Origin of the sequence: Mycoplasma sp. (ex Biomphalaria glabrata) (genome assembly GCF_001484045.1) — a bacterium.
GTDB lineage: Bacteria > Bacillota_I > Bacilli_A > Mycoplasmatales.
Window position 1 is genome coordinate 220,200 of sequence record NZ_CP013128.1, and the last position, 14,103, is coordinate 234,302.

At 28.6% G+C, this 14,103-nt stretch carries 17 protein-coding genes and 7 tRNA genes; 3 read left to right on the plus strand and 21 right to left on the minus strand.

The window, feature by feature from the left end:
* Nucleotides 1–62: 62 nt before the first annotated feature.
* A complete protein-coding gene (locus tag ASO20_RS00825) occupies nucleotides 63–722 on the plus strand; it encodes a phosphotransferase (protein ID WP_198140241.1) in 660 nt (219 codons plus the stop codon).
* Here the strand turns inward: ASO20_RS00825 and ASO20_RS00830 are convergent.
* The 14 genes from ASO20_RS00830 to ASO20_RS00895 form a co-directional block, all read right to left on the minus strand.
* Nucleotides 697–1,095, minus strand: coding sequence for a hypothetical protein (locus ASO20_RS00830; RefSeq protein WP_085056034.1), 399 nt, complete (start codon nucleotides 1,093–1,095; stop codon nucleotides 697–699). The genes ASO20_RS00825 and ASO20_RS00830 overlap by 26 nt on opposite strands.
* Complete coding sequence (locus tag ASO20_RS00835; RefSeq protein WP_085056036.1) at nucleotides 1,089–2,000, minus strand: ABC transporter permease; 912 nt, start codon at nucleotides 1,998–2,000, stop codon at nucleotides 1,089–1,091. Before ASO20_RS00835 ends, ASO20_RS00830 begins: the two co-directional genes overlap by 7 nt.
* A gap of 11 nt (nucleotides 2,001–2,011) precedes the next feature.
* On the minus strand, nucleotides 2,012–2,797 hold the full coding sequence (locus ASO20_RS00840; RefSeq protein ID WP_198140242.1) for an ABC transporter ATP-binding protein: 786 nt from the start codon (nucleotides 2,795–2,797) through the stop codon (nucleotides 2,012–2,014).
* A gap of 13 nt (nucleotides 2,798–2,810) precedes the next feature.
* Nucleotides 2,811–3,662 carry an ABC transporter permease gene (locus ASO20_RS00845; protein ID WP_085056039.1) on the minus strand — a complete coding sequence of 284 codons (852 nt, stop codon included), beginning with the start codon at nucleotides 3,660–3,662 and terminating at the stop codon, nucleotides 2,811–2,813.
* Nucleotide 3,663: 1 nt separating this feature from the next.
* Nucleotides 3,664–4,521 carry an ABC transporter ATP-binding protein gene (locus ASO20_RS00850; RefSeq protein WP_232297038.1) on the minus strand — a complete coding sequence of 286 codons (858 nt, stop codon included), beginning with the start codon at nucleotides 4,519–4,521 and terminating at the stop codon, nucleotides 3,664–3,666.
* Nucleotides 4,522–4,629: 108 nt separating this feature from the next.
* Nucleotides 4,630–4,703: transfer RNA gene (locus ASO20_RS00855), tRNA-Gly, on the minus strand.
* Nucleotides 4,704–4,706: 3 nt separating this feature from the next.
* Nucleotides 4,707–4,795: transfer RNA gene (locus ASO20_RS00860), tRNA-Leu, on the minus strand.
* Between the two features lie 3 nt (nucleotides 4,796–4,798).
* Nucleotides 4,799–4,873: transfer RNA gene (locus ASO20_RS00865), tRNA-Lys, on the minus strand.
* 6 nt (nucleotides 4,874–4,879) lie between these two features.
* Nucleotides 4,880–4,954, minus strand: a tRNA-Gln gene (locus tag ASO20_RS00870).
* Nucleotides 4,955–4,956: 2 nt separating this feature from the next.
* Nucleotides 4,957–5,040 (minus strand) — tRNA-Tyr (locus ASO20_RS00875).
* Nucleotides 5,041–5,048: 8 nt separating this feature from the next.
* Nucleotides 5,049–5,125 (minus strand) — tRNA-Thr (locus ASO20_RS00880).
* 3 nt (nucleotides 5,126–5,128) lie between these two features.
* A tRNA-Val gene (locus ASO20_RS00885) sits at nucleotides 5,129–5,204 on the minus strand.
* 72 nt (nucleotides 5,205–5,276) lie between these two features.
* Nucleotides 5,277–6,572, minus strand: coding sequence for a glucose-6-phosphate isomerase (locus ASO20_RS00890; protein ID WP_085056042.1), 1,296 nt, complete (start codon nucleotides 6,570–6,572; stop codon nucleotides 5,277–5,279).
* 2 nt (nucleotides 6,573–6,574) lie between these two features.
* A complete protein-coding gene (locus tag ASO20_RS00895) occupies nucleotides 6,575–6,892 on the minus strand; it encodes a S1 RNA-binding domain-containing protein (RefSeq protein ID WP_085056044.1) in 318 nt (105 codons plus the stop codon).
* A 61-nt stretch (nucleotides 6,893–6,953) separates the two neighbouring features.
* Between ASO20_RS00895 and ASO20_RS00900 the strand changes: the two genes are divergently transcribed.
* The gene (locus ASO20_RS00900) at nucleotides 6,954–7,178 is read left to right on the plus strand and encodes a NifU family protein (protein ID WP_085056045.1); all 225 of its coding nucleotides are present in this window, start codon (nucleotides 6,954–6,956) and stop codon (nucleotides 7,176–7,178) included.
* Here ASO20_RS00900 and ASO20_RS00905 read toward each other — a convergent pair.
* The 6 genes from ASO20_RS00905 to sufC are packed head-to-tail and all read right to left on the minus strand — an operon-like array spanning nucleotide 7,156 to nucleotide 12,301.
* On the minus strand, nucleotides 7,156–7,719 hold the full coding sequence (locus ASO20_RS00905) for a 5-formyltetrahydrofolate cyclo-ligase (protein WP_198140243.1): 564 nt from the start codon (nucleotides 7,717–7,719) through the stop codon (nucleotides 7,156–7,158). The genes ASO20_RS00900 and ASO20_RS00905 overlap by 23 nt on opposite strands.
* 1 nt (nucleotide 7,720) lies before the next feature.
* The gene (sufB, locus tag ASO20_RS00910) at nucleotides 7,721–9,121 is read right to left on the minus strand and encodes a Fe-S cluster assembly protein SufB (RefSeq protein WP_085056048.1); all 1,401 of its coding nucleotides are present in this window, start codon (nucleotides 9,119–9,121) and stop codon (nucleotides 7,721–7,723) included.
* The gene (gene sufU, locus ASO20_RS00915; RefSeq protein WP_085056050.1) at nucleotides 9,114–9,530 is read right to left on the minus strand and encodes a Fe-S cluster assembly sulfur transfer protein SufU; all 417 of its coding nucleotides are present in this window, start codon (nucleotides 9,528–9,530) and stop codon (nucleotides 9,114–9,116) included. The genes sufB and sufU overlap by 8 nt, the downstream gene beginning before the upstream one ends.
* 15 nt (nucleotides 9,531–9,545) lie before the next feature.
* Nucleotides 9,546–10,778 carry an aminotransferase class V-fold PLP-dependent enzyme gene (locus ASO20_RS00920; protein WP_085056052.1) on the minus strand — a complete coding sequence of 411 codons (1,233 nt, stop codon included), beginning with the start codon at nucleotides 10,776–10,778 and terminating at the stop codon, nucleotides 9,546–9,548.
* Nucleotides 10,759–11,538: a SufD family Fe-S cluster assembly protein gene (locus tag ASO20_RS00925; protein WP_085056053.1), complete on the minus strand. Its 780-nt coding sequence runs from the start codon at nucleotides 11,536–11,538 to the stop codon at nucleotides 10,759–10,761. Before ASO20_RS00925 ends, ASO20_RS00920 begins: the two co-directional genes overlap by 20 nt.
* A complete protein-coding gene (gene sufC, locus ASO20_RS00930) occupies nucleotides 11,516–12,301 on the minus strand; it encodes a Fe-S cluster assembly ATPase SufC (RefSeq protein ID WP_198140244.1) in 786 nt (261 codons plus the stop codon). The genes ASO20_RS00925 and sufC overlap by 23 nt, the downstream gene beginning before the upstream one ends.
* Before the next feature lie 115 nt (nucleotides 12,302–12,416).
* Here sufC and ASO20_RS00935 point away from each other — a divergent pair, with 115 nt between their 5' ends.
* The gene (locus ASO20_RS00935) at nucleotides 12,417–12,842 is read left to right on the plus strand and encodes an HIT family protein (protein WP_085056056.1); all 426 of its coding nucleotides are present in this window, start codon (nucleotides 12,417–12,419) and stop codon (nucleotides 12,840–12,842) included.
* Here ASO20_RS00935 and ASO20_RS00940 read toward each other — a convergent pair.
* Nucleotides 12,793–14,103, minus strand: coding sequence for a lysylphosphatidylglycerol synthase transmembrane domain-containing protein (locus tag ASO20_RS00940; RefSeq protein ID WP_085056058.1), 1,311 nt, complete (start codon nucleotides 14,101–14,103; stop codon nucleotides 12,793–12,795). The two genes, ASO20_RS00935 and ASO20_RS00940, sit on opposite strands and share 50 nt — an antisense overlap.

Genomic DNA, 14,103 nt, shown 5'->3' on the forward strand with positions numbered 1-14,103 from the left:
AAAACTAAAAAAATCTATTATCAATTATTAATGTGGAACGTTCTAATAAAATTCAAAATCATTTGATTAAAAAATCCTATCCATTATTAATTTCTTCAAAAATTGAAAATGGATACTTAATAACTGAAGGAAAATACCTTCATAATGCAAATCACATTCTATGTATGGATGAAGAAATTTTAATTAAAACTTATAAGAAAATAGATGAACTTCATCAAATTGAAACTGAAAATTTGAATATTTTGCCATTCCATTTTTATAATGAGTGATTTGAAATGGCTGATGGTATAAAAAATATGTGAATCCCTTTTAATCAGTACTTAGATTGAATTAGAAATTTTCATAACCGATATTTTAAAACATCTAATTTAGTTATTTGTCATAATGACTTGCATCCAGGTAATATATTGATTGATCAAGACATACAAGAAAACATTTATCTTATTGATTGAGATTTCGCTATATATAGTGATTTATATATGGATTATGCCAGCGTGATTGTTGAAAATTTATTAGCTTGCCCGATTGGTATGGAAACTTTTCTAAAATACAATAAGAAATTACACTTAAACGAATATAAAATGAATTGCTTCATTCGTTATCAAGTTCTATACTGATTAGCGTGAGCCAATCTTTGCTACGAAAAAACATTAGAGATAAAATATAAGGAAATTTTTCAACTATTTCAAAGATTTTTTAGCCTTTTCAGTTATGACGATTAGCAATGTACATTACACAATAATTTACAACAATAATAGATACAATGATCGAAACAAAACAAATTACCGTATATCACACAAATGATAAGTTCAAATAAGTAACATTGAATAATACTACAACAGTTATAGTAATCGGAATTGAAAAACTAAATTGGTCATAGTTAGATAATCCTAGGCGAAAACTTAAAAATGTGGTAATTAAAGCTCAAAGAACTAGCGATACTGATGTAATAATGCGATATTCCACTGTTAATTGCATAATTGCATGTGTTTGAGCACCAAATAGCACTCAAACAATAATTCCTGGAATTAGCGATTGAAATAACGTTAAGATTACAGATGTTTTAATTGGTGTATTTAATCTATTTTTTATCATTTTCACAATTTATATGTTAATCCCATGAATAATGCAGCTATTCCTACATTTATCGGAATTAATGCTCATGCTGGCATATTATCTGGATAAATTGAACCAGCTGTAACGAATGGATTTGATGATGGAACATATGTAATGTCGTTTATATGAGCATTAGTAAATATACCGTCACCTCCATATAATATGGAAATATTTAAAATTTCTAGAAAATAACGAGTTGGCATAAAATAACTAACAACATTTAAAATTGGAGATTTAGTAATTAATGGCATCGGTAAACCAGCTCCGCTCAATAATATTGAAGGAAAGTAAATCATCATACAAATCCCTATTCCGGATTGTTGGGTTTTAGTAAAACTAGCGCAAAATAAACCAATCGACATTCCAACAATGATAACTAATAAAAATCCTGTTAACATTGAAAATATTGCGCCCGCTCCGTAAGTTACTGGAATAGCAGTTGTTCCTTTAAAATGTTCTAAATGTTTAAATGATTCAATAATTTGATAATTAAAAAAAGCTAAAGATAACGCTATTATTCATATTGCTGAAGCAACAGTTATCAAAAACCCTAAAATAACCGGGGCAAGAATAAAATCTATTTTACGAATCGGAGTAATAGCAATTCGTTTAATAATGATTGATTCCTTAAAACCTAAAAGGTTCATCGGCATAGATGTAATGGTTACACTTGCAGCAGATAATCCAACAATTCCCATTATCGTTGTTAAAAAAGTTTCATATTGATTTGGCGTTGGAGTTGGTCCTCATTGAACTCTTTGAATTTCTCCCATTATTAATAAAATCATTAAAGGAAAACCGAAGGCAAAAAAAGGCCCTTGAAAATTTCTTCTTCAACTTTCAAAAAATAGCTTTGTAATTAATCAACTTTTATGCAAAGACATAACTTCTCTCCTTAATATTCAAAATGTGTGCTAATAAATTTATCTAGCGATTTATACTTCTTAACAATATTTTCAATCGAGTCATCTTCAACAACATTACCAATACCTTGTTGATTTCTCCCAAGTAGAATGATGCGGTCACATAAATAACTCAATTCTTCCACGTTGTGAGTGATTAAACACATTGTTCAATTATATTTTTCTGATAAATCTTTAATTAGTTTTTTAATTTCGGTTCTAGCTCCAAGATCTAATCCTGTTGAAACTTCATCTAAAATTAAAAATTTTGGGTTATGCAAAATTGACAACAAAATATTAACTCTTTGTTTTTGTCCACCGGAAATTCTTTTAATTCTTTTTTTCAAAAGTTCATCAATTTTTAATGTTTTAATTAGTTCTTGAATATCTATATCTTGATTATTGTAAATTGCAGCATAGAAATCTATTAACGATTTAACAGATAAATCTGCTGGATATGTACATTCTTGAAATTGAACGCCCAAATTTTGCATGAAATCAACATGATTTTTAAAATTACGCATCACTTGACCATCTGTTTGCTGTTGAACGCCACAAATAATGTCAACAATTGTTGATTTACCGACACCATTAATTCCAATTAGAGCTACTTTTTCACCCTCATGGATTTTAAAATTAACATCTTCAAAAATAGTTGTAGATCCATAAACTTTTTTTAGATTAGTAACTTCTATTAAAACTTTGCGGCTATTTTTTTCTACTTTGGTAGTTTGAGGAACTTTTTTTTCTTTTTTAGGAAAAAAAATTTTATTTTTCATTTTTTTAAGCATTTTATCTATCCCAATTAAACGATTTTACAGCTATTAATATAATAACAATTGTTGAAGCTGGAGGGATAATGTAACCTCATCATTCTAAATTTATTTTCATATCAACTAGTGTTTGATGTGGAATATTAGCTGGTAAAAATGATAATGTTAGCATTCTTTGTAAATATGTTGTTGGAAGTATTTGACTAATTGTTGTCATAGTTGAACCTAGCGATTCTGCTGGTATAAATTGCCCTGACAAGAAAGCAGGTAACATATAAAACAAGAATCCTAACAAGTTTGCCATAGATTGATTTTTTGAAAGAGCTGATATTAGTGCTCCTAAAGAAACCATAAATAGAATATATAAAAGAATTGCTCCAATAAAATATCCAATATTAAAATATCCCGAAGAGGCGTTAAAAATATTGCTACCAAATCAATCATGTGAATAAATAGCGAATGACATACCCATAACTCAAAATACCTGAGTAATATTAATAACTACATTAAAAATAATAATAGACATAATTAAATCAAGTTTTGAAAGCGGACTTAGAGATATTCTTGCTAATAAGGAAGATTTACGAAATTCAACTATACGTTGAGGCATGTAATTTAAAGAACCACTGGTCATAGTAATCCCCATTACAGCAGAAGTTGCCATAATTGGCCCCAATCCTTTTTCATTTGGATAAAAAGAACCTAATAAAAACAAGAATAATAGTGGCATTCCATAAATAAACAAGAAACTAGATTTTTGATTAAACATGGCAATTAATAGCAAGCGAACACTTGCTACGTAACATTTATATTTAGTGTGAAAACGTGAACTGCGTTGGTTTGGTTGTTTTCCTAGTGATACATTTTCCATATTACTCTGCTCCTATCTCAATTTCGTTCCCGTATTTATCAAAATATTTGTCAACATACACCTGTAACGAACCATGTTCTTTTATTATTTTTGATAAAGGTTCATCATAAAGAATTTTACCCTTGTGAATCGTAATAACGCGATCGCATAACTGTTCGATTTCCGGCATATTGTGTGATATAGCTATTAATGTCAAATTAAACTGTTCCAATGTTCTGGAAATAAAAGTTGTAATTTCATGTCTTGCAAAGATATCAAGTCCGGTCGATATTTCATCTAAAATAATTAATTCAGGATGGTGCATAATCGATGTTAAAGCATTCAATCTTTGTTTTTGACCGCCTGATAAATTATTTGCGTATTTGTTTAATAGTGTTGTTAATTGGAAAACCTTAGCATATTCACCATAAATCTTATTACGATCTAATTCAAAAACATTTATAAAATAATCCAAGATATTTCTAACTTTTATTCCCTCGGGGTATAAATTATTTTGAAATTGTAAACCTATACATTCTTTTGACGATTTTCCTTCTCTCATTCCTAAGAAATTATATTGAATTTCCCCTGAAGTTACAGTTCTTAATCCAGCTATCATTTCAACTAATGTTGTTTTACCAGCACCATTAGCTCCGATAATTCCTACTCTTTCGCCACGCTTAATGACTAACGAAACATTATCATTGGCATAAAATTTTTCTGTTCCATGCAAAGTTTTTTTACTATATACTTTGCTAACATTTTCTACATTGATTAAAATAGAATCGTTCATAATTTTCTTTGTGGTGTTAATTAAAGAAGATCTTTCTTCTTCAATAGAAGGAAGATTACTCGTTTCTTTATTTTCATTATTTTTCATTAAATTCATACTATTTTAGTATACAAAATATATTTCAACTATTGATTTAAATTTTTAAAATTTAAAAAAATCCATTTTTTTAGCTAAGATTTTTCTTAGACAAAAAAATGGAGCAGGTGAAGGGAATCGAACCCTCACAGTCAGCTTGGAAGGCTGAAGTTCTACCATTAAACTACACCTGCAAATGGTGCCCAAAGCCGGACTCGAACCGGCACGAGAGGTAAGTCTCGAGGGATTTTAAGTCCCTTGCGTCTACCTATTCCGCCACTTGGGCAATTGGTGTCCCCGAAAGGACTCGAACCTTCGGCCCATTGATTAAAAGTCAATTGCTCTACCACTGAGCTACGAGGACAAAATATGGCTGGGGAGATTGGATTTGAACCAATGCATGAAGGAGTCAAAGTCCTTTGCCTTACCGCTTGGCTACACCCCAATTGGTGGAGGGAGAGGGATTCGAACCCCCGAACCGAAAGGAATTGAGTTACAGTCAACCGCGTTTGGCCACTTCGCTATCCCTCCAAAAAAAATGGTGCTGACTAAAAGAATCGAACTTTCAACCTACTGATTACAAGTCAGTTGCTCTGCCTGGTTGAGCTAAGCCAGCTAATGGTGGATTGTATAGGGCTCGAACCTACGACCTGATGCTTGTAAGGCACCTGCTCTCCCAACTGAGCTAACAATCCATATATAGGCATTTTTACACAAATGCTTTTATATTGTAATATATTTGCTTTTAAAAATCAAATTCGTTAGTATTATTTTTTTCCTAATAATTTAAACATATTTTTTTTGTAAACTTCAACCCCGTTTTGATCAAACGGATTCACTCCGTGAATCAAACATGAAATTGCACATGCATTAAAGAAGAATTGTGATAAATATCCAAAGTTATAAGCATCCATACATTCTATTTCAATTTCAATAATTGATTTTTGCCCATCATTAGAATGAGCATCCAATGTTCCTGTATAAGCTGCGTAGTTAATACTATGTAAATTTTTCCCATCCAAATAGTTTAATCCATCTAGATTATCTTTTGTTTTTTCAATAACTACATTGCTGCAAGCTCTCTTAATCTTAATAAAAGTTTCAAATAAAAAGTCTGGTCCTTCTTGCATAGGTTGCCCTAATGAATGTAAATCGGTTGAATATATGCATGAAGTTGGTCAAATACCTAAACGGTCTTTTCCTTCGCTTTCGCCAAATAACTGTTTCAAAAATTCATTATAAAAATTCATTTGCATTTCGAAACTAACAAATGTCTCTACTCTTTTACCTTGTTTAGCTAAAATATTTCTTGTGTAAGCATATAAGTAGGCAGGATTATTGATTGATGGTTTTTTTAAATCGATCATCGCTTGTTGTGCTCCTTTAAAAATTGCATCTACATCAATCCCAGCAACTAGCATCGGAAAGACACCGACCGGTGTAAGAACACTATATCTTCCACCTATATTATCCGGAATGACAAATGTTGGAACATCTAGTTTTTTAGATATATCAACCAACACCCCTTTTTTTGCATCAGTTGTTGAAACTATTCTTGTTGCTGCTTCTTTTTCGCCATACTTCTTAATTAATAAATCTAATACTAAGTGAAAACCGATTGATGGTTCTAGAGTTGTTCCAGATTTAGAAATTACATTTACATAAAAATTTGCATCTTCTAATTTTTTTAAACATTGAAAAACGTAATCAGATGACATAGTATTCCCTAAAAACATAAATTCACAATTTCTATTTGGATATAATCCTTGAATAAAATCAAGAGCTGCTTTTGAACCTAAGTAACTTCCACCTATACCAACAACTACTAAATAGTTAGTTTTTTTTGAATGAGTCATTTCCTTATTTCATTGTTTAGCTATTTTCTTCATTGCGACAAATTCTTTTTTGTCGTAATTTTTCGGTCAACTTCTTCATCCAACAAAATTGTTTGGCATTTTTTCTTGAAAAGATAGTTCTTTTTCGATAGTTAAAAATAAGCTTTCAATTAATCTTTCATTGCTCAAGTTCAGGTACTTTACGTTATTTAAATTTAGTTTTATCATCTTTACTCCTTAATAAAATTTTCAATCAAATTGTGTAAAGGTTCAAACCCAGATTGTGATTCAATGATTTTTCTAAAGCTTGTTGTATTTCGTAATGAAAGATTTAATTCTTTATAACTTAAATTATATTTATTTGTTAATGGGTTAAATTGTTTAACAATGAAACTATATTCAACGTTTTCTTTAAAATATTTATTTAAGTCGTCTATATAAAAGTCACTAAAGTCAGAAATATGTAATAAACCTTTTTTGTTATCTTCTGTTTTTACAAATACGCCGAAGGTAGTGATTTTAGTTACTTTACCTTTGATTATTTTCATATCAATAATTATTGTATATTAAAAGTAAAAAAAATGAGAAAAATTTTGAGTGATAAGAAAAATGAAAATTGAAGATAAAATAACAAAAACTTTAGATAAAATTCGTCCATTCCTTGCACAGGATGGCGGAGGTGTTGAATTTATTAAATTTGAAGATGGAATCGTCTATGTTAAATTACTTGGGGCTTGTTCTAATTGTCAATTTAAAGATACAACTATTAGAGATAGTATTGAGGACTTGTTAATTGAAGAAGTATTAGGAGTTATTGGAGTTCAAGAAATTTAATTATTTCTTTCTCGGTCACGATGTAATCTAATTTAACATCATGAGGTTCGGACGGAATATCAATAGTTTCTTGGAATGAATAAGCTAAACCGATTTTAATGCAGTTTTTTTCATATCTATTTAAATATCTATCGTAGTAACCTTTCCCAAAACCAATCCGATTCATTTTTCTATCAAATGCTACCAATGGAATAATGAAATATTCAATTCCATCAACCATTCCGCTTAATGGATCTGTATATTTCAAATCAAGAGAAGAAATCGGTTTAAATACTTTTTCAAAAATCATGTCGCCATGATCTAAAACGCGTGGCGTATATAAAACAGATTTATTTTCTTCTTTTAATCAATGTGCTAAATGTTGAACATTTACCTCGTTTGTTATTGGTTTATAAATACCGATGCGTGAATTTGGCGTAATTATTTCAGAAATAATTAAACGCTCACAAATTTGATAACTCAATTTTTCAACCGCAGTTGCATACATCCTTTTTCGTAAATCTAATTTTTCTTTTCTAATTTCATCTTTTGAAATACTCATATTAACCAATACTTCCTTCCATATCTAATTTAATTAGTTGATTCAATTCAACACTATATTCCATTGGTAATTCCTTAGAAAAAGTTTCTAAAAAACCAAGTGTAATCATTTTAATAGCCTCTTGTTTCGAAATTCCTCTACTAGTCAAATAATATATTTCTTCTTCATTTAATTCATAAACTTTTGCTTCATGATCAATTTTTGAATCGCTAGAATTGCATACATTAACCGGGATTGTACTAGATCTAGAAATATTATCCAATAAGAGAGTGTCACAACTTGATTTTGCATCAGCATTCTTAACATTTTTACTAATAAATATTTTTCCGCGATAATTTACTTCACCCCCGTTGTAAGAAATGGATTTTGATATTATGTTGCTCTTAGTATTATTTGCTAAATGAATCATTCTAGCGCCTGTGTCTTGAATTATTGTATTTTTTTTAGCGATTGCGATAGATAATGTGTAACCTTTTGCATATTCGCCAGCTAAAATACATGAGGGATATTTCATATTTATGTGAGCACCGATGTTTCCATCTATTCACTCCATCAATCCATTTTCGTAAACAAATGCACGCTTTGTCACTAAATTGATAACATTGTCACTTCAATTTTGAATTGTTGTATAACGAACTTTTGCATTTTTATGAACAATAATTTCAACAACAGCTGCGTGCAACAAATCATTTTGATACGTTGGCGCTGTGCAACCTTCAATATAGTGAAGTTCTGAATTTTCATCAGCAATTATTAATGTCCTTTCGAATTGACCCATGTTTTTGGCATTAATACGGAAATATGATTGCAATGGTTTCGATAATTTTACATTTTTTGGAATATAAATAAACGATCCTCCACTTCAAAATGCAGTATTTAGTGCAGAATACTTATTATCGCCACTTGGAACAATTGATGCAAAATGTTGTTTAAATAAATCGGGGTAATTTTTTAAAGCCGAATCTGTGTCTGTAAATATTACTCCTAATTCTTCAAGTTCCTTTTCTAATTTATGATAAACTACTTCACTTTCATATTGTGTAGACACTCCGGCTAAAAATTCTTTTTCCGCATCTATTATTCCAACTCTATTAAAAGTTTCCTTAATTACTTTTGGAATTTTTTTTCAATCATTTTCTGGTTTTTGTGTCGACTTAATGTAATAAGTATAATTATCAAAATTAATATACTTTTTTAAATTTGGTCCCCATTTTGGATTATCGATTTTTTTAAATTCATCAAATGATTTTAATCTCAAAGTAGTCATTCAACTTGGTTCATTTTTTAAAAGAGATATTTCTTTTACTAAATCTCTAGAAATGCCTTTTTTAACTTCTATAAAAGATTTAACATTATCAGAAAAACCATATTTATATTCATTATTAATTGCTTTTTTACTCATTAATCATTTCCTTAATTAAATTAATTCCTAAAGTTGCACAATTAACACGGCTAGGTTGACGATTAACATTTTTAAAAGCTATTAATTCGTTTAGTTCATCTTCATTAAATTCTTTACCTTTAATCATATTTAAATAATTTTCAATAATTTTATTCGCTTCAAGAACTGTTTTGCCTTTAATTTCTTGAATCATTATGTCTGTTGAAGATGTACATATCGCACATGCAATTCCAATAAAACCAATTTTCTTTATAGTATTATTTTCTAAAACTAACCCTATCGTAATGTCGTCTATACATGTTGGTGAATTATATCTTTTAATTTTTCAAGATGAATCAATACTTTTAAATTGTGGGTTATTATAATGATCCATTATTATTTGACGTAGCATTGTTTCATTTAAATTCATGTTAAATTCCTTTTCTTAAAAAAATGCATCTAGGCAATCTCCTAAATTTTTTAATGCATTAATAAATGTATCTATTTCTTTTTTAGTGTTATAAATGCTTAATGATAAACGAATTGTTGATTTGGGAATTAGTTTATCTCCTAACAATTTTACACAATGTTGCCCTGCTCGAACGCAAATATTTTTTGTTCCTAATTGCATTGCCACATCTTCTGCAAATAATTTTTCAACCTCAAAAATAATAATTGGAAGATCTGCTTTTGGATTATAAACCATAACGTTAGGCATATTTTGCAGTTTCCTTAAACAATAATGATGTAGTTCCATTTCGTATGCATTAATAGATTTTAAATTTAGAGATTCAAAAAATTGTACACATGCATGAAATCCAAATATACCACTTAAGTTAATGGTTCCAATTTCAAATTTTGAAGGAGATTCATCTTTCAATGTGTAATAACCACTCTCTTCAATAATATGATTATTACCTCCCCCCAACAATAAAGGTTCGGTATTAATTTGAATATTTCTAGTCATGTATAGAGCACCTATACCGGTTGGTCCGAATAGCTTGTGCGCAGAAAAAGATAAGAAATCACATTTAATTTTTTTTACATCTATTTTACAATGTGCAATTGACTGTGTTGCATCAATTGAATAGTAAATTTTTTGAGTTAATTGAGAAATGTTATATCCAATATTTTCAACATCATTAATATAGCCTAAAACATTTGAGGCATGAATCAACGAAATTCATTTAGTTTTTGGTGATATCAATTTTTGAACATCATCTCATTTAATATTAATTAAATTTTCTGGAAGATATTTAACTATACATCCTAACTCTTTTGCTACTCTAAAAATTGGCAAAATAGAACTTGAATGTTCAAGCATAGAGGTAATTATTTCATCACCGGGTTTTAAAAAAGTTCTCATTGAATGAGCTATTTGATTTAGGCCAAACGATGAATTAGGTGTAAAAATGATTTCATTGTCACTATTTGCATTAATCAATTTCGCAATTGCTTGCTTTGTTTCAGTGTATTTAATATCAACCTCTTGTGCGTTTTTATAGACACCTCGATGAAAATTTGCTGACACAAAAGTATCATAGTGAGAAATTGCCTCAATTACTTTGGTTGGTTTTAAAGTAGTGCTACTATTGTCAAAAAAAATTAAATCCTTATTTTTCTTAAAAATTGGAAATTGTTTTTTAATTGCGCCGATGTTACTTGAAATATTCTTCATACTTTTTAATTATATATTTATTAATATTCAAGGTAAAAATGTTATTAAACATACTAAAAATTAATATTTTTTCTGCTTTTAATTTTTCAATGCCCTTGCTTCTCAAATAAAAAACATGATCTTGGTTAATATTTCCTATAAAACATGAATGACTAGCCTTTACTTTGTTATCTGTAGCTTCAATGATTGGTATCCCACTACATTTAGTCTTCGGACTAGTTTGTAAGAATAATATATTTTGATCAACTTCGCAATTACTCATTTTCGGAGCTAATTTATTATTAATAACTACATTATTAACACTATTTTCTTGTGCAAGAAAAAAAGATTTTACAAAAGATTTTGAATTTGTGCACTTATGATTTATTATCGCTTCAACGTCTTTAATGTTATTTTTTTTAGATATTCCCAAAAAATCTAAATTATAATTAATTTGGTTTAATAGCGAGATGTTGCATTTAACTTTCTGATTAGAATCACTTGCTAATATTACTTGATCGTGGATATATGTTTGTTGAATAAATTTATTATCAATAATAAAATTATTGTTGCTTATATCAAAAATTCTTTCTAATTTAATCACGTTTGGAAAAATATTTCACTTAATTTTTGGTAAATTACCTATTAATCAAATAGAAACATCGCTTCCTGCAACATTAATTGTCAGGTTCGGTATAGTTTCGTTGAAATCAATCTGATAAATACCCGACTTATCAATATTAATTTCATTTGTTAATTTAATTTTTAAAAGGTTTTGCATTTAAACATTGCTCCAAATAAATTCGATTTTTCTTAGTTAGATATTTGTTAAAACCATTATTGTGGATTTCTGTGATTAAATCACTTTTCCCGGTTTTAACAATTTGTCCATCAACTAAAATATGAACATAATCGACATTTAAATTAAGCAAAAATTTATCGTAATGACTGATTAAGATAAATGACTTATTAAGATTATCTGTTTGGATCATGTTACAAATAAAATTTATTGAATCAATATCTAGACCAGAATCAATTTCATCAAGCATAGATAATTGTGGATTAATTAGTAACATTTGCATAATTTCAAAACGTTTTTTTTCTCCACCAGAAAAATTAACATTTAAATATCTCTCTTTAAAATCAGATGGCATGTCTAATAAATCTATTTTGCTTTCAATTAATTTATAAAATTTTATAGTTGATAATTTTTCTTCGCTATGGGAATTAACTAATAATCTTAAGTAATCTAATGTTTGAACTCCAGGTATAGCGATAGGATTTTGTCAGGCTAAAAATATACCTAATTTTGAACGATCTTCTGGTTTTAAATCTGTAATATCCTTATTTTTCCAAATTATTTGACCCGAAATAATCTGATACTTAGGATTTCCCATAATGACTTGAAGCAATGTAGATTTGCCTTGTCCGTTTGGCCCTAAAATTGCATGTTTTTCACCAATTTTAATAACTAAATTTATATTTGATAGTATTGGTTTATTGTCTGCATTCACACTTAAATTTTTTATTTCTAGTAAATTCATTATCAAAATCTCCATGCACAATATTATTAATATGATTATTGTAGCATTCTAACTAAAAATTATATACAAATGCCGTAAAATTGCGAATTAAAACTAAATTTATTAACATAAAAGTATGAGTAATAACTATAATCCTAATTGCCCCTTCTGTAAAATAATAAAAAAAGAATGAAAATCTTATATTGTTTATGAAACTAGTAATGTTCTAGCAATTTTAGACATTCACCCAATCACAATAGGACACACACTTATAATGCCAAAGCATCACCATCAAGATTTTTTGCAAACACCAATTGAAATTTTAAAGGAAGTAGATGAAGTCGCTAAAGAAGTGATGCAATTAATGAAGAAAAAACTAAATGTGAATAATTTTAATGTTGCGACAAATATTGGAAAATTAGCTTGCCAAGAGGTAATGCATTACCATTTACACATTATCCCAAGATATGAACAAAAAAAAGAAACAAATCCTAAAAATACAAGACTAAAAATTACTGATCATGATCTTGAATATCTTTGTAAACAATTTCAAGTTCTTTAAAAAATTCCTCAAAATCATTATGTCTTTGGTCTCGACGAATTTTATTTACATCTAAAATTAAATCCATAAATTCATCGACAAAAAATAATTGTTCATTTTTCTTTTTTGTTTTCATAATTTTAATAAAAATTACAAATAATAATCCTCACGCAATAACAGAAAAAGTAATAGCTATACGAATAAATAATAATGTTGATGTTGTAATACTTGCAATATCATTTTTATTCATTCATGGAGCTGATGTAAATAATAATAAATTATTCATTAAATAATTGAATGATAGGTCTAAAGTTCCACTCCCGCCAGGAATAGGAACAAACACATTAGCTAGTTCCACCATAATTGAAATAATTATCGTTTCAAAAATGTTCATACCTGGAAAATCACTACTTGAAATTTTGTCAATACCAACAACAGCAAAATAAGCCAATGAACCTTGATAAACAAAAAACATTAGTATCATTATGAAACTAATAAATAGAACAGGTGGCATTTTAAAAAATCTTTTAAAATCATGAGCTAAAATTTCAAATGTATTGTTCATTTTTATTTCATTTACTCTTGCTAAATCACGATTTTTTAATATTTTTGTTGTAAATCAATGAACAATTTTCATGATGCGCTTTTGAAAACTACCACTAACAGTTACAGATAACAATGTTAGTCCCCAAGTAACCTGTAAAAATATTCCAATAGCAATAAATATTATCACTATAACTCCAAAACCGATATTCGAATTAATAGCTTTTGTGTCATGCTGATGAATTTGAAACAAACTTTCAGCAAAAGACGGATTTGCTAATAAATAAAATCCTCCAAAAGCGATAATTATTAAACTCACAACTTGATTCATAATATTAACAAAAATTATTCCAGGCAATACTTGTGAGGAAGTAAAACCATTTCTACGCAATATATAAATTTTCATTGCGTCGCCACCTAACCCAAAAGGGGTGACAACTCCTAAAAAATTAGATAAAGAGAAAACTACAATAGTTTTTCATAACGGAATGCTTATATTATATTTATGGAAAATATATTTTTGGAGTGTTCCAAAAATTATTCCCTTCAAAAATGGATACATTAAAATTAATAAAATCGCTCATCATTCTGTGTGACGAAAAAAATTCAATATTTTATCTGGATCTTGAAGAATAAAACCAAACAATGTTCCAAATAAAATCCCTAATGAAAGGATCCCCATCACCATATATAAATATAACTTTGTACGACTTTTTGGTTTTCTAGCTGTTATTGGCAT